This window comes from Oscillibacter sp., from assembly GCF_031978065.1.
Taxonomy (GTDB): Bacteria; Bacillota; Clostridia; order Oscillospirales; family Oscillospiraceae; genus Oscillibacter.
Window position 1 is genome coordinate 6,028 of sequence record NZ_DALZCH010000006.1, and the last position, 21,288, is coordinate 27,315.

At 56.3% G+C, this 21,288-nt stretch carries 15 protein-coding genes, 2 pseudogenes and 1 riboswitch; of the genes and pseudogenes, 4 read left to right on the plus strand and 13 right to left on the minus strand.

The window, feature by feature from the left end:
• A pseudogene (locus RTK01_RS16785) lies at positions 1-150 on the minus strand (ZIP family metal transporter); the annotation flags it as partial.
• A gap of 193 nt (positions 151-343) precedes the next feature.
• A riboswitch (purine riboswitch) is annotated at positions 344-444 on the plus strand.
• A gap of 54 nt (positions 445-498) precedes the next feature.
• Between RTK01_RS16785 and RTK01_RS01630 the strand changes: the two are divergent.
• The gene (locus tag RTK01_RS01630) at positions 499-1,749 is read left to right on the plus strand and encodes an amidohydrolase family protein (protein ID WP_312279298.1); all 1,251 of its coding nucleotides are present in this window, start codon (positions 499-501) and stop codon (positions 1,747-1,749) included.
• A gap of 54 nt (positions 1,750-1,803) precedes the next feature.
• On the plus strand, positions 1,804-2,910 hold the full coding sequence (locus RTK01_RS01635; protein WP_312279299.1) for a hypothetical protein: 1,107 nt from the start codon (positions 1,804-1,806) through the stop codon (positions 2,908-2,910).
• 123 nt (positions 2,911-3,033) lie between these two features.
• Here RTK01_RS01635 and RTK01_RS01640 read toward each other — a convergent pair whose 3' ends face one another.
• From RTK01_RS01640 to RTK01_RS01685, 10 genes and pseudogenes are all read right to left on the minus strand, one after another.
• Positions 3,034-3,504, minus strand: coding sequence for a small multi-drug export protein (locus tag RTK01_RS01640; RefSeq protein ID WP_312279300.1), 471 nt, complete (start codon positions 3,502-3,504; stop codon positions 3,034-3,036).
• 73 nt (positions 3,505-3,577) lie between these two features.
• Positions 3,578-4,381, minus strand: a complete 804-nt coding sequence (locus RTK01_RS01645; RefSeq protein ID WP_312279301.1) for a hypothetical protein — start codon at positions 4,379-4,381, stop codon at positions 3,578-3,580.
• Complete coding sequence (locus RTK01_RS01650; RefSeq protein ID WP_312279302.1) at positions 4,375-5,070, minus strand: ABC transporter ATP-binding protein; 696 nt, start codon at positions 5,068-5,070, stop codon at positions 4,375-4,377. Before RTK01_RS01650 ends, RTK01_RS01645 begins: the two co-directional genes overlap by 7 nt.
• Positions 5,057-5,443, minus strand: a complete 387-nt coding sequence (locus tag RTK01_RS01655; protein ID WP_312279303.1) for a GntR family transcriptional regulator — start codon at positions 5,441-5,443, stop codon at positions 5,057-5,059. Before RTK01_RS01655 ends, RTK01_RS01650 begins: the two co-directional genes overlap by 14 nt.
• A 238-nt stretch (positions 5,444-5,681) precedes the next feature.
• Entirely contained in the window at positions 5,682-6,527 is an 846-nt protein-coding gene (locus tag RTK01_RS01660) for an HAD family hydrolase (protein ID WP_312279304.1), read from the minus strand.
• 517 nt (positions 6,528-7,044) lie between these two features.
• Positions 7,045-7,869, minus strand: a pseudogene (locus tag RTK01_RS16790) (stage 0 sporulation family protein); the annotation flags it as partial.
• On the minus strand, positions 7,866-8,732 hold the full coding sequence (locus RTK01_RS01670; protein WP_312279306.1) for a DNA polymerase III subunit delta': 867 nt from the start codon (positions 8,730-8,732) through the stop codon (positions 7,866-7,868). The gene RTK01_RS01670 and the pseudogene RTK01_RS16790, both read right to left, overlap by 4 nt.
• Before the next feature lie 437 nt (positions 8,733-9,169).
• Positions 9,170-10,063, minus strand: a complete 894-nt coding sequence (locus tag RTK01_RS01675) for a dihydrodipicolinate synthase family protein (RefSeq protein WP_312279307.1) — start codon at positions 10,061-10,063, stop codon at positions 9,170-9,172.
• 26 nt (positions 10,064-10,089) lie between these two features.
• Entirely contained in the window at positions 10,090-11,808 is a 1,719-nt protein-coding gene (gene ilvD, locus RTK01_RS01680) for a dihydroxy-acid dehydratase (RefSeq protein WP_312279308.1), read from the minus strand.
• 194 nt (positions 11,809-12,002) lie between these two features.
• Positions 12,003-13,421: an SLC13 family permease gene (locus tag RTK01_RS01685; RefSeq protein WP_312279309.1), complete on the minus strand. Its 1,419-nt coding sequence runs from the start codon at positions 13,419-13,421 to the stop codon at positions 12,003-12,005.
• A gap of 466 nt (positions 13,422-13,887) precedes the next feature.
• Between RTK01_RS01685 and RTK01_RS01690 the strand changes: the two genes are divergently transcribed.
• A complete protein-coding gene (locus RTK01_RS01690) occupies positions 13,888-15,690 on the plus strand; it encodes a helicase-related protein (RefSeq protein WP_312279310.1) in 1,803 nt (600 codons plus the stop codon).
• Between the two features lie 193 nt (positions 15,691-15,883).
• Here RTK01_RS01690 and RTK01_RS01695 read toward each other — a convergent pair whose 3' ends face one another.
• A complete protein-coding gene (locus RTK01_RS01695) occupies positions 15,884-16,693 on the minus strand; it encodes an SDR family oxidoreductase (RefSeq protein WP_312279311.1) in 810 nt (269 codons plus the stop codon).
• A gap of 73 nt (positions 16,694-16,766) precedes the next feature.
• A complete protein-coding gene (locus tag RTK01_RS01700) occupies positions 16,767-17,531 on the minus strand; it encodes an IclR family transcriptional regulator (protein ID WP_312279312.1) in 765 nt (254 codons plus the stop codon).
• A gap of 228 nt (positions 17,532-17,759) precedes the next feature.
• On the opposite strand from RTK01_RS01700, the gene nifJ reads away from it, so the two are divergent.
• On the plus strand, positions 17,760-21,281 hold the full coding sequence (gene nifJ, locus RTK01_RS01705) for a pyruvate:ferredoxin (flavodoxin) oxidoreductase (protein WP_312279313.1): 3,522 nt from the start codon (positions 17,760-17,762) through the stop codon (positions 21,279-21,281).
• Positions 21,282-21,288: the final 7 nt, after the last annotated feature.

The following is a 21,288-nucleotide window of genomic DNA, read 5'->3' on the forward strand; positions in this document are numbered from 1 at the left end:
GGTCAGTACGCCCGCGGCAAAGCCCAGCAGTACCCGCTGAATTTTGTCATTTGGTATGTCACGAAAGAAGAAGACTGTGGCGGCGCCCAACGAGGTCATGGCAAAGGTAAACCCCGTTCCGGCCGCCGCCCACAAAAGCGGCTGAATCATGTAATGGTACCCACCTTTCAAGACGCCTGCCCGCTGCCGGAAGTCCGAAGCCGGATTGCGCGCAAATTGCCCCGCTTTTCCGCTAAGCGGGACACCGCCCATATGCACCAGTATAAGCGGAATGGGCGGCGGGTGTGACGGGGCTTGCAATCCGAGAAAAACTGTGCTATTGTGAAGCTGTTCTCTTATGTTGAGGCAGAAAATTGAAAAGGCTCATATAATTTCGCTGGAAACGGTGCGAAAGTTTCTACGGAGCCGCCGAAAGGCTCTGCTATGGGTGTCCGCTGCACTGGAGTGCAGACGGGCGCTTTTTTCGTTCTGTCGGACTTTTGGAAAGGAAGCGATTTTATGACCTCCATTGTAAAAGGCATCCTTGTCTCCGCTCCATCCCTTGGCAAGCTGGAGGTTCACACCCCCGGCTGTCTTGTTCTGGAGGACGGCGTGATTACCGGCGTGTTCGACGAGCTGCCGGAGCGGTACGCCGGCGCGTCCGTGGAGGATTTCGGAGACTGTCTGATTACCCAATCCTTTACGGACCTTCATCTCCACGGACCTCAGTACCCCATGCTGGGCACCGGCATGGATTTGCCGCTGCTGGAGTGGCTGAATGCCTATACTTTTCCCACGGAGGCGCGCTTTGCCGATGAACAGTACGCGCGGGAGCAGTATCGCGCGCTGGCGGCGGAGCTGATCCGAAACGGAACTACCCGGGTGTGTATGTTTTCTTCCCTCCACCGGAAAGCCACGCTGATATTGATGGAGGAACTGGAAGCGGCCGGAGTTACCGGCTATGTGGGCAAGGTGAACATGGACCGCAACGGCGGCGAGAGCTTGCAGGAAACCACGGAGGAATCTATGAGGCAAACCCTTCGCTGGCTGGATGAGTGCGGACAATTTGCCCATATAAAACCCATTCTTACACCCCGGTTTACTCCCTCCTGCACCGACGAGCTGATGGCCTTTCTGGGGAAGCTGGCGGCGGAGCGGAATTTGCCCGTGCAGTCTCACCTGTCGGAGAATCAGGCGGAGCAGGCGTGGGTGTGCCGACTGTATCCTGACTGCGAACAGTACTGGCAGACCTATGCCAAATACGGCCTTTGGAACCAGCGCACGGTGATGGCCCACTGCGTCTTTTCCGATGAGCGGGAGCGGCGGGCTATGCAGGAGGCTGGTGTTACCGCGGTCCACTGCGCGGACTCCAACCTGAACCTCTGCTCCGGCGTAGCCCCGGTTCGCGCGCTTTTGAACGAGGGCGTTAAGGTGGCATTGGGCAGCGACATTGCAGGAGGGGACACGGTCTCCATGTTCGATGTGACCGCCTCCACCATCCGGGCCTCCAAGGCCCGCCGCATTCTGGACGACTGGAAAACGGATGCCCTCTCTGTGGCGGAGGGCTGGTATCTGGCTACCTCCGCAGGCGCGGCCTTTTTCCGTGCCGAATCTGGCTTTGCCGTGGGAGAACCGCTCCATGCCATGGTGCTGGACGACGCGGCCTTGACCCCGCTGCCCACGGCGGAGGAACGACTGGCCCGGGCTGTCTGCCGCAGGCAGGAAGGGGCCGTGCGGGCGGTTTGGAGCGCGGGGCGCAGAGTTTTGTAAACACGCCGGGTAATACCGGAAACTATGGATTTCATGTCCGAAGGAGTGTATCCCGTGAACTGTAAAAAATTTTGTTCCTTGCTTGTATCCCTGCTGTTTTTGGCGGCGCTTTCGGCCTGCGCCCCTGCGGGGGCAGGGAGCGCGGCATCCGCAGCGGCTTCCGCGTCCGCAATCTCTGTAATTCCCCCCTCTGACAGCGGCGAGATCTATCTTTACGGAGAGCAGCACGGCGTTGAAAAAATACTGAATCGGGAATTTGAACTGTGGCAGGAGAATTACAACACCCGGGGGATGCGCCATCTGTTTGTGGAGCTCCCTTACTATACCGGGGAATTTTTAAACAGGTGGATGCAGGACGACGGCGACGCAATTCTGGACGCGGTCTACGACGATTGGGACGGAACCGACGCCCATACCCCGGACGTGAAGGCGTTCTATCAGAAAATCAAACGTGAGTGTCCCGAAACAGTATTTCACGGGACGGATGTGGGGCACCAGCGCCAAACCACAGGGAAGCGGTTTTTGCAGACGCTTGAGGAAGCGGGCCAAAAGGATTCGGAACAATACCGGCTTACAGAGGAGGCCGTCCGTCAGGGGGAGACTTATTACGGGAAAGATGACAACGTATACCGTGAAAACACGATGACGGAAAATTTTATCCGCGAGTTTGACTTGCTGGACGGCGAGAGCGTCATGGGAATCTATGGCGGCGCCCACACCGGAATTGACGCGATGGAGTATACCACCGGCTCCGTCCCGTGCATGGCAAACCAGCTTGCCGCGCGCTATGGCTCGGCTCTTTATTCCGAGAATCTTTCCTGGCTTGCAAAGGATATCGACCCCTTGAAAGTGGAAACGGTGACGGTCGCGGGGAAAGCGTATCAGGCATCGTACTTTGGCGAAGAAGATATGACGGGACTTCTGAAGGGCGTTCGGTCGAGAGCGTTTTGGCGGCTTGAAACCGCCTATGAAGATTTTAAGGCCCAGCCCAAGACAGGGGATGTGCTGCCTTATGACAACTTTCCCATGCTGGTGGAGGCGGGGCAGGTCTTTATCATTGACTATACGAAAACCGACGGATCCGTCACGCGCCAATACTATCGCTCGGACGGACGCGAGTGGGAAGGTAGGCTTTCCACCGAGGAGTTTTCCCTGAACTAATTGGATGGATAGGCCTGTGTTCTGAAATGAAAGGCTGCGCTTTGGTACGATTTTTAACGTCGTATCAAAGCGCAGCCTTTTATGTAATTTCAGGCAATGTTTTCTGCGCGGTGCTGCCAAATCTCAGAAAAAAAGCCGGATGACGCCGCCGGTAGCCAGCGTAACCAATACCCCCGCAATCAGAACTCCCACCGCGATGGCGGGCAGGGCATAACGCATTCGGATGTCCAGCAGGGAAGCCACCAGCGCCCCGGTCCAGGCCCCCGTGCCGGGCAGGGGAATCGCCACCAGAATAATCAGGCCCGCCAGACGATACTTTTGCACAACTCGCCCTTTCAGGTGAGCGCGGCGTTCCAGTGCGTCAATTTTGGGACCCCACCACGCACCCTTGCGCAGCCAGGCAAACACCCGGCGAATCAACAGCATGATTATCGGCACGGGCAGGATGTTTCCCGCTGATGCCAGCCAAAAGGACTCCCACAGGGGCAGACCCGCAGCCGCGCCGTAGGGGATAGCCCCCCGCAGCTCCACGATGGGGGTCATCCCCATAAAAAAAGTGATCAGCGCGGGAACTGTTGTCTCTGAAATTGCCATAAATCCGCTCCTTCCAATGAAACCGGGACGGCGGAGCGGGAAAAATCCCGCTCCGCTTTTTATTTAATACCGGTTACTGTAAATTGAGGCGTTTTTTCAGCGTCACCGTGGTGACGGCGTAGAAGATTCCTCCGTTCAGCAGCTCCATGCAGATGAGAACAGCCATGAGCTGATGGAAGCTGTTCATTCCGCCGGTGTTGAAAAGACCTGTAAAAAAGTCCGTGTTTACAAACAGCCCGCTGACAATCTGCGTGACAAACTGGAATGCGAAGAAGAACAGCACACTCCACGCCGATTTATGATTGGCGAAGCTGTGGCCCACAGCAATGGCCGCGTAAAATTCAAGGCACAGCACCGCACAGGCCAGAAGAGACACTGCGATGATCTCCACCGCCATCATGGGCAGGTTCAGCCCGTATTCCACAACCAAAGCCTTGATGGCCTCGAGGGTGCGGCCAAAGAGGGAGGAGTCAAAAATATCACGCAGCAGATCCAGATCGAAGGCGCACACCAGAATTGCCAGCGCCTCCACAACGGTTGTTGCAATAAACCACACGGTGGAGACAATGATTTTGGACCAGACAAGCTGGTGGCCGGAGACGGGCAGGGTAAACATCACGTAGCCCTCGTCGCCCATCAGATTTGCGCGGAAGCGCTCCACCATCAGCACGATGGAGATAATCACCAGTGCAGCCATACCGATGCCGAAGGCAAACAGCAGAAGCCCGCCCATCAGATTGGGGAAAAAGCCTGAGGCATCCAGAAGAAATTGCAGCGACAGATTTGCCGTCAGCGCCAGAACCAGAATAATGAGAAACAGCGGTCCCATCACCCGGGCCGTGGCCCGGAATTCGTGTTTGATCAGTTTTCTCAGCATTTAAATACCTCCCGAAACAGCGCATCCACGCTCATACCCTTCTCCTCCCGAATCTGATCCACGGAGGACTGAAGAACGACCTGCCCCTGATTGATAAAAATAACCTCGTCCAGCACCTGCTCCACATCCGCAATCAGATGCGTGGAGATGATCACAGCGGCCTCGGGATCATAGTTTCCGATGATGGTGTTGAGAATGTAGTCCCGGGTGGCCGGGTCCACGCCGCCGATAGGCTCATCCAGCAGATACAGCTTTGCCGCCCGGCTCATCACCATGATCAGCTGCACCTTTTCCCGGGTGCCCTTGCTCATCTGGCGAATAGTCTGATCCATCCGGATGTTCAGGTGTGCCAGCATCTCCTCCGCCCGCTCCCTGCGGAAATCCACATAAAAATCCTGATAAAAGTCCAGCAGCTTCCGGGTGCTCATCCACAGGGGGATGCAGGTGCGCTCCGGGAGATAGGACACAATGGCGTGGGTCGGCGTACCGGGTACTCTTCCGTCCACCAGCACCGCGCCGGAGTCGGGCGTCAGCAGGCCGTTTGCCAGCTTGATCAGGGTGGTTTTGCCACTTCCGTTGGGACCTAAGAGTCCCACAATGTGGCCCGGCTCCACCGTCAGGCTCAGGTGGTCCAGAGCCAATGCGCGGCCGTAGTTCTTCGTCAGCTCACTGCATTCAAAAATCGCCATGCGTTAAACCCTCCCCCGTGTTTTCCCGACGCACCAGCGTCAAAATTTCCTCTTTTTCATATCCCAAGCGGGTCATTGCCGTCAAAAAATTCTGAATCTGACGGTCTGCCAGATTTCGTTTCGCCGATTCGATCATCGCCGTGTCCTCCGTTACAAATCTGCCTGCGGTCCGCTGGCTGTATACCAGTCCGTCCCGCTCCAGTTCTGTCAAAGCCCGCTGCATGGTGTTGGGATTGACTCCGGCCTCCACGGCCAGGTCCCGCACCGATGCAAGCCGCTCTCCCGGCGGAAACGCGCCGGATACGATGCCCACCTTGATCTGCTCAATCAATTGAGAGTAGATGGGTGCGTCACTTGAAAAATGCCACTTCATACCGCACCTCCTGTTCTATTGTTCTAGGCAAGTAATACAATAACACAGATTTGCCGTTTGTCAAGATCTTTTTAGAAAATTATAAAAGCTGTGAAGGGCCGTGCAGAGCGGCCCTTCAAAAAACCGATTCCTTTCGTGGGGCGGCCGCTCCCTGCGGGAAATTCTGCGGGCAAGGCAAGCATACCAAAAAAACAATTTTCCACAAAACAAAAAGGCCATAGGATTTGTGTCGCCGCCGTCAGGAATAGCGCTCCTCCAGCGCGGCAATTACCTCCGCCAATGCATCGTCCCGGGCGTCGCAGACAAGCTGCGCCCCGCAGCGGGCCACCTCGGGCACGCAGTTGGCGGGGGCGAATCCCTGAGAAGCCCACGCCAGCATGGTCAGGTCGTTGCGCTCGTCGCCCACTGCATATACATGCTCTGGCGCAATGCCGAGATGCGCCGCAAGGCGGCAGAGCATCCCGCCCTTGTCCGCGCCCTTCGCGGTAAGCTCCAAAAGAGTTTTTCCGGAGTAAATCAACTCGTATTCCGCGGCCCAGTTCCGGCTGCGGATAAGTTCCTCCGCCTGCATAAGGTCCCTGTGCTCTGCTTCAAACAAAAGCTTGCTTAGGGGCAGGGGGGCCTCCGTCAGGCAGGGCAGCGCCCGCACCCGCACGCCGGTGAGATGTTCGTGGGCGCGGATAATATGGTTTACCTGCACCGCGTGGATGACGCTGTCCAGGTGATATGCCTCCACTCCCACCCGGGGGAATGCGTCCAGTACCTCCTGACCCCTTTCCCGGCTCTGCTCGGGTAGAAGTGCCGTCTCCAGATATTCGCCCTTTTCAAAGTCGTAAATCGCCGCCCCGTTACACACCACACTGGGCGCGTTCATAGGGACCAGCGGGGCCAGCCGCTCAAAAGCGGGCAGTGCCCGGCCGGTGGCGACGGTAAAGCGCCCGCCTTGAGCCATAAAAGACTCCAGCGCCGCCCGGTTTCCTGCCGACAAAGGCGGGATGGGCCGGCCAGAGCGCAGAGCCTCCTCGGTATAAATTAAAGTGTTGTCAAAATCGCTGGCTAGCAATACGCCGTCAAACTTTCCCATGCCGTTCCTCCCAATTTTATAAAAGCGGGAAGAGGAATTTCCCCTCTCCCCGCCGTTTGTTTTTAAGTGCTTATTCTCCGGTGACGCCTCCGCCTTGGCCTTGGCCGCCTCCTCCGCCCCCTCTGCGACGGCCGCCCCTGTGATGAGGACGGCGGACCGCCTGGCCCCCTTCGCTTTTTTCCACGCGGGGCTTTTCCCCGGCGGGCCGGTCGCCCTTGGGAGGCTGCGGCTTTGCCTGAGCCTTGGGCTTGGCGGGGTGAGGTGGCTGGGGCTTTTCGGGCGCGGTGCTTTGTACCGCCGGTTTTTTCCCGACGGAGCCGCCTTTTCCTCCGCGATGGCGGCGGCGGGAAGAACTCCGGCGCTCGCCGTCCTGCGGAAGAGTAATACGCTCCCGGCTGGGCAGATCCTCCAGCTTTCCCATGGACATCAGCGGCTCGGAGGAAACAAATTGCAGAATGTCCTCCTCCTCCCGTTCTTCCACGTAGCGCTCGGGCCGCTCACGGGGGATTTCAATGCCCTCCCGGCTGCCCTTGCCGTTGCGCAGGACCCGGATTTCACAGTTGTGGTAAGTCTTCTGAGGCTCCGGTGCAGAATCAAGGCTCACCTTCACGGTTTCCCGCAGAAGATTCACGCTGCGCACGTTGCCGGGGCCGTCCGGCGTCTGCACAAAGGACTCGGCCTTCGGCATCCGCTTCATTGCGTCTTCATAGGCGTTCTGTTCGTATTTTAGGCAGCACATCAGCCGCCCGCAGGTGCCGGAAATTTTAGCGGGGTTCAGGCTTAGGTTCTGCGTTTTAGCCATTTTAATGGAAACAGGTAAAAACGAGTCCAGAAACTGGGAGCAGCAAAAGGGCCGCCCGCAGATACCAAGGCCTCCGATCATCTTTGCCTCGTCCCGCACGCCGATCTGCCGCAGCTCAATCCGCGCCCGGAACACCCCGGCCAAATCCCGCACCAGCTCTCGGAAATCCACTCGCCCGTCAGCGGTAAAGTAGAAAATAATTTTGGTCCCCTCAAAGCTGAAGGAGACGTTTACCAGCTTCATGTCCAGCCCGTGATCCTGAATTTTTTTCTCGCAGACGTCAAAGGCATCGCTCTCCCGTTTGCGGTTGTATTCCACGGTGTGCCGGTCGTTCTCGGTGGCCATGCGGACCACGTTGCTTAAGGGATGGACGATGGCGGAGTCCTCCACCTCGTGGTTCCCCTCCGTACAGGTGGCAAACTCCGGCCCCTGCGCCGTTTCCACGACCACCTGATCGCCCATTTTAATCTCCCGGTTCCCCGGGGCAAAATAATAATTTTTACAGCCGCCACGAAAGCGGACGCTGATTACTTCGGTCAAAGGATACCCTCCAATTCGACGGCCAGGGCGCCCAGCACGTGGTTGACACCCACGTTGTACGCGCACTCCCGGCAATATGACTGCAACAATTCTATTGTGTGCATGATTTGCTGTTTTGTCAAGTTTTTTACAAGAAACCGGGCCGTTTTTTCACTCTTTCCCAGCACTTCCTGTCCATAGAAGATCAAAAGCGCATCTGCAAACAGGCCGTGGGCCTGCTCCAAAAGAGTTTGAAGTGCCTCCCGGTCTGTCTTTTTTCGCTCCAGCTCCACCAAAAACTCCGTCACCCCGCCCCGCTTTTTTTCGCCCACGGCGCGGCACAGGGCTTCCGCGTCGGCGGACAGCTCCGTCGCGTCGCCGTCTTCCGCCTGAGGGTGAAGCCTGATTTCCACGCAGCGGGAGCGCAGAGTTTGCAGCACTGCCGCCGGGTTTTCCGCGCAGAAGAGGAACGCCGCGTAGGGCGGGCCCTCCTCCACGATTTTCAGCAGAACATTTTGATCCTGCTCTGTTAAAAGGGCGCAGTCCTCAAAAATGTAGACCTTCCGCGCCCCCTCGTTGGGGCGGATATACGCATCCGACCGGACGGCGCGCACCGCGTCCACGGAGAGGTTTTTATGTTCCTCGTCCCGCACGGCGGTTACGTCCGGGTGAATGCCCCCAAGCACCTTGCGGCAGGCGGGGCACACGCCGCAGGGCGGTTCCTTTTCTGCCGTGCATTCCATCGCCGCGGCGGCAAAGAGGGCCGCGCCCGCCCGGTCGCCAGGGCCGGTGAACAGCAGCGCGTGGGCCAGAGCGCCCCTCTGTGCAGCGGCGCGAATGCGGGCCGCTGCCGGTGTGTGTTTCAATTTTTCCAGCTCCGCCATGGGAACCTCCCTTTTCGAGGACTCCGCCTTCGGCGGGCGCAAACGGGCAGACCGTCCACTTTACTAATATTGTAACACGGTTTTGTGGAAAATGGAATTCTGAATTTTGATAACACGGGAAGTAAAATAAGATTTTTGCAGGCTGGATAAAAAACGATGCAAAAGCGCGGGACATTCAAAACAAAGTCGCCGCCGCGACACAGGCGTAGCAGGTGCTTTGCGGGGCTATCTGTCTGCATTTTTTGCGCTGCGCTGCCGTCGTACAAGCAGACTTTGCAGGAGAATTCGCACCTGTCTGCCCTACACAGACACATAAAGCGAGGATGAGAACCGGTATGAATCGGTTCTCATCCTCATTTTTTCTTATTCGGGATGTTTCTATGAATTCACTCTTTAATATTACGGGCGTCCTGTCGAAGTGCGTTGTGCAGCGCGGTTTACAAAATATTTTCGCGGCCCAGCAGTTCAAGAATGCGGGCGTCGTCTTCAACTGTGGCGTTGGGCATGGGGAATGTACCGGCGCTGGTGGTGCAGATTCCCCGCAGACGGGCCGTCTCCTTGATGACAGGCAGGAAAGGACTGCGGATGGCGTACAGATCCATCAGGCGGTCAATGCTCTGCTGGCCTGCGGCGATGCCGTCCAAATTATTTTCCCGGAAGGCCCGCACCCACGCGGTGCATACCTCGGGCACCACATTGCTCAGCGCGCCGATGCAGCCGTTGCCCCCGGAAAGAACATTGTGGGCGAAGTTATCGTCAAAACCGGAGTAAATCTCAAAGGAGGGAATCAGAGGTTTGATCAGCTTAATCAATTCTCTGGTATGGTCCATTCCGGAAATGGTATCCTTAAAGCCCACGATGTTGGGGTGCATCTGGGCCAGTTGAAGCACCGTTGCGGGCGGAATGGTGTAGCCCGTGTTGTCGGGGAAATTATAGATATAGATCGGGCCGTGGATTTCTCTGGCCAGTCGGTCGTAATACTGAAGCAGGGCTTCAGCTCCGAAATGAAAATAGTATGGAGGGAGAATCATCACCGCATCGGCGCCCGCGTCCAGACACTCGTTAGAAAAGTCAATAATCTGCTGTGCCACCATGCTGGACGTGCCAATAATCAGCTTCACACGATGGTTAATGCGCTCAATGGCAAACTTCGCCATAATGCTGCGCTGTTCCATGGGCATCGCGAAAAATTCGCTGGAACTTCCCTCCACCAAAATACCGTCAATGCCCTTTTCGATCAGATTCTCAAAGAGTCTTCCCTGACTTTCCAGATCCAGAGTACCGTCTTCGTGGAATAATGTGATGGCCGGCGCGAGATAAGCTGCTTGCATAATTAATTTCCTTTCAGATTCCCCGTTTATTCAAGACCCGCGCCCTTCATAGCGGAGATAGCGTGGTCAGTGTAAAGCTTATAGAAGCCCTTGCGCTTCTCGCGGGGCAGAATGCCCGCCTTGGAGCGCTCCTCCAAAACCTTTGTGGCCTCCTCAATGGTGCAGGGCACGCCGTGGATACCAGTGAGGTTCATGGTTCTCTCCATAATATCGTAGGAAATAATGTCGCCCTCTTCGATAAAGGCGATGGGGCCGCCGGCAGCCGCCTCGGGGCTGACGTGGCCGATGGCCGCGCCGCGGGTTGCGCCGGAGAAGCGTCCGTCGGTAATCAGGGCGACCTTGCCGTTGAGTCGCTCATCGCACACGATGCCCTCGGTGGTCATGAGCATTTCGGGCATGCCGCAGCCGCGGGGACCCTCGTACCGGATGACAATGATATCGCCGGGGTTAATCTGGCCTTTAACCACGGCGGCATAAGCGTCCTCTTCGTGGTTGAACACGCGGGCGTTGCCGGTGACCTTCCACTGCTCCTCCACGCAGGCGGAGTACTTGACTACGCTGCCCTCCGGGGCGATATTGCCCTTGAGGATGGCGACGCTGCCCTTTTCGGGGGCCTTGTCCACCGGAAAAATTACCTGATCGCGGGTCAGACCGTAGTTTTCGAGATATCCCAGGTTGCGGTTGAACCAGTTGTCCCGCTCCAGATCCTCCAGATTTTCGCCCAGCGTTTTGCCGGTGACGGTCATCACGTCCAGATCCAGCATGTCCTTAAGCATCACCTGCACCATGGGCACACCGCCTGCAAACCAGAAGGATTCGGTCAGCTGGGCGCCGGAGGGATTGATGTTACCCAGATGAGGCACCTGATGGTTGATTTCGTCAAACAGTTCGATGGGCAGCTCGTAACCCAGCTCCCGAGCAATAGAGGGCAGATGGATGGTGGCGTTAGTGGAGCCGCCGATGGCGCTGTGAACAATGATGGCGTTGCGGAAGGCGGCGGGAGTCATAATCTGGCTGGGGGTGATGCCCAACTTTACCAGATTCATAATCTGCCGTCCGGCCTGACGGGCATACTGCAAAATATCGCGCATAGTGGCGGGAACCAGAGCACTGCCGGGCAAAGCCAGGCCAATTGCCTCTGCCATGCACTGCATGGTGCTGGCGGTGCCAAGGAAGGTGCACGCACCCACGGAGGGGCATCCGGTGAGCTTATAGTCTCGGACCTCCTGCGGCGTAATGGCGTCCTTGCGTTTTTGACGCAGGGAGATGTCGCCTGCCACCAGAGAGGTGGTCATATGGGGGCCGGGCCGCATGGACCCGCCGGGCATAAAAATGGTGGGGATGTCCATACGGGCGGCTGCTTTCAGGTGGGCGGGAATGGATTTGTCGCAGCTGGAAGAGAGGATCATACCGTCCCAAGGCACGGCGGATGCGTGAACTTCCACCATGTTGGCAATGGCCTCGCGGGAGGCCAGCACCATGTTCATGCCGTCGTGGCCCTGCGCGCAGCCGTCGCAAACGTCCGTGGCATGGTATTGGGCAGGAAAGCCGCCCTTTTCAAACACGCCAAACTTGGCCTGCTCGGCCAGCTGATTGAGGTGGACGCTGCCGGGATGGGAGTCACCGAACACGTCTTCAATCATGATCTGGGGCTTGGTAATGTCGGTGTCGTCCCAGCCGGAACCCATTTCCAGCGCGTCGAACTGCGCCCAGAGGGCTCTTTCCTTAATGCTCTTTTGATTCATAGAATGTTTCTCCTTTTTAACGGCGGAGCTTTACATAATTTGCCGAAGCTCCTGTTTTCCTGTTTGGCTGCATAAAAATCGGGAAAAGGCCTGCCGCTGCATCCACAGCGGCAAGCCATTTTCTCCTTAGGCATTGCGCTTACAGGAGAAGGTACTGGCTCCCCTGTGATATTGTGTGGAATCCTTTGCCGCGCTTAGAACAAGCCGATGGCAGCAAAGATGAAGATCAGGATAAAGCAGGTGATACCGGCCACAACATCCGGAATGGTGATATACTTCAGGCCCTGCTTGAGGTCCAGGTTGAAGAACTTGCTGATAACCCAGAAGCCGGAGTTGTTGACATGGTTGAAGATCATGGTGCCGGCGCCGATGGCCAAAGCGGTGGAAATGGGGGTCAGGCCCAGAGAAGCCATCATGGGCATGATAACACCGGCGGCGGTCAGGCCGGCAGTGGTCATGGAGCCAACGGCGGTCATCATGATCACGCCCACCAGGAAGGGGATCAGCAGACCCGGCACGCCGGAGTCGGCGATCACCTGGCTCAAGCCCTCAATGGCGGGAGAGGACTTGATAACGGTGGCGAAAGCGCCGCCCATGCCGGTAATCAGCAGTGCGGGCAGGGCAACTTCCATGCCGCGGGCAAACCAGCTGTTGAGCACCACGTCGCGGAAATCCTTGGGGTCCTTGCCGGTCACATCCTCGTTGCTCTTGCGGACAGAAGCCTTGTGGGCGATGGCCAGCAAGATGGTGTAAATCACGCCCAGACCCAGAGCAACAATCTTATCACCCAGAATATCAGTGATGCCACGAACCGCAGAATCAGCATCGGGAATGGCCATCTTCACGAAAGAACTGAAGGCAATCAGGAACACAGGAATCAGAATTGTCATGAAGGAAGCAAACGTGCCGGGCAGGTCTTCGCCCTTGATGAGAATGTCGCTGACCTTGTCGGAATTGGTCTCTTCAATCTCAGCCACAACCGCGGGGACCGGCTCCACAAATTCCTTGTCGGTCCACTTGCGCAGCGCCAGCCAAGTCACAAAGAACGCAATCAGGGAAACCACAATGCCCCAGGAGATGGTCAGACCCAGATCAGCGCCCAGCATGATGGACACAGCCAGAATGCCGGGGGTGGGGGGGACCATGGCATGGGTCAGGTTCAGGCCGGTCTGGGTAAAAGCGGCCATTTTGCCCATAGAAATGTGCTTGCGCTTGGAGAGGACGTTTGCGATGTTGGAGGTCAGGATGGTGGTGATGTCGCCAAACACGGGGATGGACACCACATAACCAGTCAGAGCAGGTGCCAGCTCCAGATTTTTGCCGTGGAACAGGCGAATGAAGAAGTTGGCAATTGATTTAGCCGCGCCGGTATCCTGCACACCCATTGCCAAAATGGCGCCCAGCATAATGGGGATGCCCAGGCTCTGCAAGGTGCCGCCGAAACCGGCATTGATGTTCACCAGAGATTCGGGGAAGGAGAAGCCCATGACCAGGGACATGACCAGAGCCACGGAAAACAGGGAAAACACCGGGTGCAGCTTTGCTTTCATAATCAGCAGCATCAGCGCTGCAATGGAGAGAACCAGGATTACCAAAAATACGCCAGCAGACATGATAAGTACTCCCTTTCCTTTTGGATTTATGCGTTTGCCATAAATGAGTCGCCATACACACATGGGGCTTCGGCGCATACATGCGATGCCATGTGAAGCAGTATAACCACCGCGACAGTAGCCATACCCAGCACCCCCTCACAAAGCCATTATTCCGTCATGCGGAATTACATTCCGAAATATAGGAATAAAAAATATCCCGGCCGGGAATACATCGCTTATAACAGCTTTATATACTTTTGCGAAATTTTTGTCAAGCACGCAAAGACCTTTTCAGCACTTCCTATGAATCGGGTTAATTTTTTTGTTAATCTTGCTAATTTTTTAGGGACATGAGTTGGAAAAAATCTTTTATAAGCATTTTTTGCAGAAGAAGTAAGACCCAAAATTATACAAAACTTCTAAAATGTTTCAGCCTGAATAGAGACTGATGGTTCAAAAACACGAATGGCGGGGTAATATCCGAATGAAAAAAGAGCGTAAGCAGCGCCTTGCCTTTGAGCGCGTAAGGCACAATTTTTCCCAAATTCAGCGGCAGGCATCTTCGTCACGTGCCCGCAGCCTGTGGCATAACGAGAGCTCTATCCGCGGCCAGCTCCGGCAGCTTGGAAATCTCACGTTGGCCGATTTTCCGGACGGACAGACCGTCTATGCCCAATATACCGCGCTATTGGATGATGTATCCCGGAGGGTGCTGGAGCAGTATAACCGCAAGACGGGAACAAATTACAGCTTTGATGCCGTTGTGGAAAAAAACCGCGCCGAGTATCTGCGCTCCGGAATTCTCGCAGTGTTGCTTTCAAACCATATTCCCGGAATGGTTCGGGAGGAATTTCGCCGCCTGCTGCCCCCATATCCTCAGGACGGATACCCGGAGGCACGGCGGGAAAAGCGAATGTTTTATCTTCACCTTGGGGAAACAAATACCGGAAAGACCTACCAGGCGCTGCTTCGCCTGCGTCAGAGTCCATCAGGAATTTATCTGGCGCCGCTGCGAATTTTGGCGCTGGAAAATTATGAGCGACTAAACGCAGAGGGCTTCCCCTGCAGCCTACTTACCGGCGAGGAAGAAGTTCTGACGCCCGGTGCGAAGCACCTTTGCTGCACGGTAGAAAAAGCGAATTTAAGCAGCAAATACGATGTAGCGGTGATCGACGAGGTACAGTTGTTGGCAGATTCCCAGCGGGGTGATGCGTGGACCCGGGCCATTTTGGGCCTGCCCTGCCCGGAAATTCATCTTTGTGGTGCGCTGCTTGCAAAGGAGCAGTTGACCGCCATGATCCGGGACTGCGGTGACGAGTATGAATTGAAGGCATATACCCGTCTGGTACCGCTGCAAATGGAATACGCTCCGGTGCGGCTGAAAAGTGTTGGGCAGGGCGATGCGCTGGTGGCTTTTTCCAAAGCTGCGGTGCTGTCCTTGTCGCGGTATCTCGCACAGCTTGGTATCCGCTCCAGCGTAATTTACGGGGACCTTCCGCCAGAGGTGCGCCGGGGACAGTACGATGCTTTTATTAAGAGGGAAAACCCGGTTTTGGTTGCCACGGATGCCATTGGTATGGGCGTCAATCTCCCCATTCGCCGCCTCATTTTTACAGAGCTGGAGAAATTCGACGGGGAGTCCCGCCGACCTCTCACCTCTCAGGAAATTAAACAAATTGCCGGACGGGCAGGACGCATCGGCATCTATGAGGTCGGATATGTAGCCTGTCTGGACGAGCGCATCTCTGTGGTGGAAGAAAAACTTGCCGCCGAGGACGAGCCCATAGAACAGGCTGTGGTCGGCCCCAGCGAGGCCATTTTGAAAATTGGACTGCTGCCTTTGCGGGAAAAGCTGGCGCTGTGGAGCACAGAGACGGAGTTGCTGCCTTATTACCGCAAGAAGGATGTGAGCACAGAGCTTTTCCTGCTGGATATGCTGGAGCCCTATCACCTGCCGGAGCAGATTCAGTGGCGCTTGATGCGCGTTCCCTTTTCTCTGGGAAATTCTGCGCTGCTGACCCAGTTTGCAGAATATGCCCACGCGTGCTTTTCTTTAAATGCGCAGCATTTGGAAAAGCCGGTCCCGGAAGGGCAGTCCTGCGAGCAGTTGGAGACGTATTACCAGCAGGTGAACCTGTACTATTCTTTTTCCAAGGCACTGGATATGCCCATTGACGAACACTGGGTCCTCGATACCCGAAATCGGGTGTCTGCCCGCATCCGTTCGGCGCTGGAAAAGCTCCGCTGGGACCGACCGGAAAAAACATTCCGCGGGAAGACGCGGTAAGAACAAGTCTGCAATTTTGCCCTCTGCAAAATATTTGGGCGAGCCGGACCAAAACTTTAAAGCTTCGGTATGGACACATACACGGTAGCCGCACTAACGGAGTTATACCGAAAATAAGCACTGCGGGAAAACAAGGAAGACGGCACTTTTAAAAGTGCCGTCTTCCTGATTGCGCGGGCGATACGCGCTGTTGTTAATACTGCGTGTCGTATTCCCAGGGGGCGCCGCCGCACAGGCAGCCGCCGTCCACATGATATGCCTGTCCGGTCATATAGGCCGACGCGTCGGAGGCCAGCATGATGGCCATTCCCACCAGTTCTTCCGGCATACCGGGACGGCCCATGGCAATCCGATCTCTCAGCCAAGGGGCGCGGGTGGGGTGATCCCAGGTCACCTGGGTCAGTTCCGTGAGAATGTGTCCCGGGCTGATGGCATTGGCTCGGATGCCATACTGTGCGAATTCTATGGACATGGAACGGGTCAGCGCCACCACGCCGCTCTTTGTGGCACCGTAAACAGAGCAGCCCCCCAGCATCCCCTCGTCGTTGTGGGAACCGATGTTAATGATGTTGCCGCTTTTGCGCTTGTACATCTCCCGGGCCACGGCCTGACTGAGCATAAAAACGCCCTTGAGATTTGTGTCCATAATCCGGTCGTAAGTCTCCTCGGACACGTCCAGAAGGCCTTCCCGCTTATTCATGCCGGCCACATTGAACAGCACGTCAATTTTTCCGCATTGGGCTGTCACATCGTCCACACAGGTATGGATGCTGCTCATATCCGTCACGTCCAAACGGTGGGCAAAAGCCTTGCCTCCGTTGGCCATGATTTTATCAGCCAGGGCCTGACACTTTTCCACCGAGCGGCCGCATAGAAACACTTCCGCCCCCGCATAAGCCAGTCCTTCGCTGATGGCCGACCCGATCCCGCCGGCAGCGCCGGACACCAGGACGGTCTTTCCGTCCAATCCAAACACATGATTGAGATATTCCTTGCTGTTCATAACTGTTTCCTTTCCTTGGGTGGGTCCACGCCCGCCAATTGCAATTATTATACCGGTGTGTAAAATGGCCTTTTCATTTGCGGTAGCCCAGCAGAGCGGAGATTCGCTCTGCTGATTTTTTTACTTCACTGGTTATAAACGCCTCGTCCGATTTCATCCGATAGTTGGGCCCGGCAATACTCACTGCTGCCCGAACATGGCCCGTCATGTCGTAGATCGGCGCGCCAATACAGATCAGCCCCTGCTCAATCTCTCCGTTGTCCGTGGCATAGCCGTTTATCCGGGCTTTGACCAGTTCCTCCCGCAATTGCTCGGAATTTGTGATGGTAGTCTCCGTCATGGGCGTTTGATTCTTCATCCATTCGCAGTATTCATCCACAAATGCCTCCGGCTGCGCGGCCATCATCGCCTTGCCGCCACTGGTGGCATAGGCCGGCGCGCGGCTCCCCACCCGGGTGTTGCACACCACGGAGCGGTGCGTCTCCACCTTATCCAAGTAAAAAATATCATAATCGAGCAAAACACTGAGATTCACTGTCTCCTGGACCACATCGCTCAGCCGCTCCAACTCCGGATGGGCCATGCTGCGAATGTCGGAGCGCCCCATAATTGCGCTGGAAAGCAGATAGAGCCGGGGCCCCACCCGATAGCTTTTGCGGACCGGGTCCTGCTCCAGATACTGCCGCTCTACCAGCGTGGAAATTTGCCGAAAGACCGTGGTGGTAGGAAGATCCAGGCGTTCCACCAAAGCCTTCAGCGTCCATTCGGTGTCACAATCCATAAAGCATTCCAGAATTTGCAGAGCCCGCAAAATGCTGGAAACCTGTTCTTTTGCCATATATTTTCAACCTTTCGCACAGAATTCCGCCTTGAATTTTGTCTGTTATATGCTTGACAAATACTCTACAAGCGCTTATCATGAGTATAACATAAGTGTTTTCATTTGTGAATATTTTTTTGCCCCATTTTCGGAAAATGATTCCGCAGTACGGAAATTGCGCATTGGCAGCGCAAGATTCCATTCAAAGCACCGATCCCCGGATAAGAGGAAGAAAGGAAGCAAACTATGAGTAAGAAAAGTGTTGTCATGGACGGCAATACGGCTGCGGCATACGTATCCTATGCGTTTACGGAAGTCGCCAGCATTTTCCCCATCACGCCCTCCTCCACTATGGCGGAGAAGGTGGACGCTTGGGCAGCCAATGGAAAGAAAAATATTTTCGGAGAACCCGTTAAGGTCATTCAAATGCAGTCTGAGGCCGGTGCGGCTGGCACCTGCCACGGCTCTTTGCAGGCCGGTGCCCTGACCACCACCTATACCGCATCTCAGGGCCTGCTGCTGATGATCCCTCCCATGTATAAAATCGCCGGCGAATTTTTGCCCGGCGTGTTCCATGTATCTTCCCGTACCATCTCGGTCCATGGCCTGTCCATTTTCGGCGATCATTCCGACACCATGGGTTGCCGCATGATCGGCTTTGGCATGCTGGCGTCCTCCTCTCCGCAGGAGGCAATGGATCTGGGGGCCGTGGCGCATCTTGCCGCGATCAAGGCGCGTCACCCCTTCCTGCACTTTTTCGACGGCTTCCGCACTTCTCATGAGATGCAGAAGATTGACGCGCTGGATTATGACGATCTTGCCAAGCTGGTGGACTACGACCAGTTGCTGGCGTTCCGCAAAAATGGATTGAACCCCGAGCATCCTTCCACCCGCGGCACCACCGTCAATCCCGATATTTTCTTCCAGTGCCGCGAGGGCTGCAACGAGCACTATGCCATGCTTCCTGCCATCGTCCAGAGCTATATGGACGAGATCAACAAGCTTACCGGACGGGATTACAAGCTGTTTAACTACTATGGCGCACCCGATGCAACCGAGTGCGTGATTCTCATGGGCTCTTCCGCCGAAACCGTGAAGGAGACAGTGGACTATCTCAATGCCCATGGCCGCAAGGTCGGCATGATTCAGGTGCATCTGTACCGCCCCTTCTCCGCCGAGCATTTCCTGTCCGTTCTGCCCAAGACCGTCAAAAAGGTTGCGGTTCTGGACCGGACCAAGGAGCCCGGCGGCATGGGCGAGCCGCTCTATCAGGACGTGGAGAGCGTGTTGTACCGAAACTGCCCCGGCGTGCAGGTGGTGGGCGGCCGGTATGGCCTTGCCTCCAAGGATACCACCCCGGGTCAAATTGTCGCCGTGTACGATAACCTGACAAGCGAAGCGCCCAAAAACGACTTCACCATCGGCATTGTGGACGACGTGACCTTTACTTCTCTTCCTTATGAAGAAGTCTCCATCCCCAAGGAGGGCGAAACCTCCTGCAAAATCTGGGGAATCGGCGGCGATGGCACCGTGGGCGCCAACAAGAATACGATTACCACCATCGGTCTTGCGGCGGACATGTATGCTCAGGCCTATTTCTCCTATGATTCCAAGAAGTCGGGCGGACTGACTCAGTCCCATCTGCGCTTTGGGAAAAACCCCATCCGCTCTCCGTACATGGTGAATTCCGCGGACTTTGTGGCACTGCACGAGCCGTCTTACCTTGGTCAATACGATGTCACTGACGACCTGAAGGACGGCGGAACCTTCCTTCTGAACTGCGGCTGGAGCGACGCCGACCTGCCCTCTCACATTCCCGGCAAGATGAAGCGCGACCTTGCCAAGAAGCACACGGAGATGTACGTCATCGACGCCACCGCCATTGCCCGGGAGATTGGCCTTGGAAACCGCACGAACACCGTGTTACAGGCGGCTTTCTTCAAGCTGACCAACATCATCTCGCTGGATCTGGCGGTCAAGGAGATGAAGGACGGCATTTATAAGAGCTATTTCAAAAAAGCCGGTGAGAAGATCACCAATATGAACTATACCGCCGTGGACCGCGGTCTGACCGATGTGCGGAAGTTTGAAATCCCCGCCGAATGGGCCAGCGCACCCGATGATGCGGCGCCGGAAAAGGACATTCCCGGTTTCATCAGAGACGTGGTTATCCCCATGAACAGCCAGGAAGGCGACAAAATTCCCGTCTCCACCTTCAAAAAGTATAACTGTCTGGACGGCACTTGGGAAAACGGTACCACCCGCTTTGAAAAGCGCGGTGTAGCCGTGATGGTCCCCAAGTGGGATGCTAACAAGTGCATTCAGTGCAACCAGTGCGCCTTTGCGTGCCCTCACGCGGCGATTCGCCCCGTGCTGCTCAATGAGGAGGAGGCCGCCAACAAGCCCGCTTCCTTTGAGACAGTTCAGGCCAAGGGACTGAACCAGTATCAGTATCGGATGCAGGTTTCTCCTTACGACTGCATGGGCTGCGGCTCCTGTGCCAACATTTGTCTGGCGAAGGACACGGCGCTGACCATGGTGCCCTTTGAAACCCAGGTAGCCGAGGGGGAGAACTGGACCTTCGGCGTGGAGAAGACTCCCGTGAAAAAGGATGCCTTCTCCGCCAAGAACGTGAAATCCAGCCAGTTCTCCAAGCCCTACTTTGAATTCTCCGCCGCCTGCGCGGGCTGCGCCGAAACGCCGTATATCAAGCTGGTGACCCAACTGTTTGGCGACCGGATGTACATTGCCAACGCCTCCGGCTGCTCCTCCGCCTATGGCGGCCCCCTGCCCGCCACCCCCTACTGCAAGGATGAGCGCGGCTTCGGCCCCTCTTGGGAACAGTCTCTGTTTGAGGACAATGCCGAGTTCGGTTTCGGCTTCCTCAACGCCCACGAGGTGATTAACAAGGAGGTTCTGCTCCGCATTCAGACCTTGATTGACGCGGGAGTGGCCAAGGAGGCCTGCGAAACCTATCTCAGGGATAAGGACGAGTCCGAAAAGACACGCGCCGTGTCCGACCAGCTCATTGCCGCGCTGGAGAAGATCAATACTCCCAATCAGGAAGCGGCCAAAGCGGCCAAGTTTGTGCTGGACAACCGGGAGTTTTTGACCAAGAAGTCTGTTTGGTGCTTTGGCGGCGACGGCTGGGCCTATGACATCGGCTTTGGCGGTGTGGACCACGTGCTGGCACAGAACCGCGACATTAACATTCTGGTGATGGACACCGAGGTGTATTCCAACACTGGCGGACAGTCCTCCAAGGCTACTCCCACCGCAGCCATTGCAAAGTTTGCGGCGGGCGGCAAAGAAGTGCGCAAAAAGGACCTGGGCAGCATTCTGATGAGCTATGGCTACATTTATGTGGCGCAGGTTTCCATGGGCGCCGACCCTGCCCAGACGCTGCGTGCCATCCGCGAGGCCGAGGCCTATCCCGGCCCGTCCATTGTCATTGCCTACTGCCCCTGTCTGGAGCACGGCATCAAGGGCGGCATGGGCAACAGCCAACTGGAGCAAAAGCGCGCCGTGGAGTGTGGCTACTGGCATTTGTATCATTTTGACCCCCGTCTGAAGGCCGAGGGCAAGAATCCCTTCGTCCTGGAATCCAAGGACCCCACCGGCGATCTGTCGGCGTATCTTAAATCCGAGCGGCGCTACGCCGCGCTGGCGGATTCCTTCCCCGAGCGGGCGGAGCAGCTTTACGCAAAGACGATCCGCGACGCCGCCGACCGACTGGACGGTTATAAGCGCCGGGCGGAAAACGACTGAGGAGGCA

Excerpts from the sequence above, each read along its gene's own strand:
- RTK01_RS01630 (WP_312279298.1), top strand. The coding sequence starts at position 499 with ATGACCTCCATTGTAAAAGGCATCCTTGTCTCCGCTCCATCCCTTGGC.
- RTK01_RS01640 (WP_312279300.1), bottom strand. The coding sequence starts at position 3,504 with ATGGCAATTTCAGAGACAACAGTTCCCGCGCTGATCACTTTTTTTATG.
- RTK01_RS01645 (WP_312279301.1), bottom strand. The coding sequence starts at position 4,381 with ATGCTGAGAAAACTGATCAAACACGAATTCCGGGCCACGGCCCGGGTG.
- RTK01_RS01650 (WP_312279302.1), bottom strand. The coding sequence starts at position 5,070 with ATGGCGATTTTTGAATGCAGTGAGCTGACGAAGAACTACGGCCGCGCA.
- RTK01_RS01655 (WP_312279303.1), bottom strand. The coding sequence starts at position 5,443 with ATGAAGTGGCATTTTTCAAGTGACGCACCCATCTACTCTCAATTGATT.
- RTK01_RS01660 (WP_312279304.1), bottom strand. The coding sequence starts at position 6,527 with ATGGGAAAGTTTGACGGCGTATTGCTAGCCAGCGATTTTGACAACACT.
- RTK01_RS01670 (WP_312279306.1), bottom strand. The coding sequence starts at position 8,732 with ATGGCGGAGCTGGAAAAATTGAAACACACACCGGCAGCGGCCCGCATT.
- RTK01_RS01675 (WP_312279307.1), bottom strand. The coding sequence starts at position 10,063 with ATGCAAGCAGCTTATCTCGCGCCGGCCATCACATTATTCCACGAAGAC.
- ilvD (WP_312279308.1), bottom strand. The coding sequence starts at position 11,808 with ATGAATCAAAAGAGCATTAAGGAAAGAGCCCTCTGGGCGCAGTTCGAC.
- RTK01_RS01685 (WP_312279309.1), bottom strand. The coding sequence starts at position 13,421 with ATGTCTGCTGGCGTATTTTTGGTAATCCTGGTTCTCTCCATTGCAGCG.
- RTK01_RS01690 (WP_312279310.1), top strand. The coding sequence starts at position 13,888 with ATGAAAAAAGAGCGTAAGCAGCGCCTTGCCTTTGAGCGCGTAAGGCAC.
- RTK01_RS01695 (WP_312279311.1), bottom strand. The coding sequence starts at position 16,693 with ATGAACAGCAAGGAATATCTCAATCATGTGTTTGGATTGGACGGAAAG.
- RTK01_RS01700 (WP_312279312.1), bottom strand. The coding sequence starts at position 17,531 with ATGGCAAAAGAACAGGTTTCCAGCATTTTGCGGGCTCTGCAAATTCTG.
- nifJ (WP_312279313.1), top strand. The coding sequence starts at position 17,760 with ATGAGTAAGAAAAGTGTTGTCATGGACGGCAATACGGCTGCGGCATAC.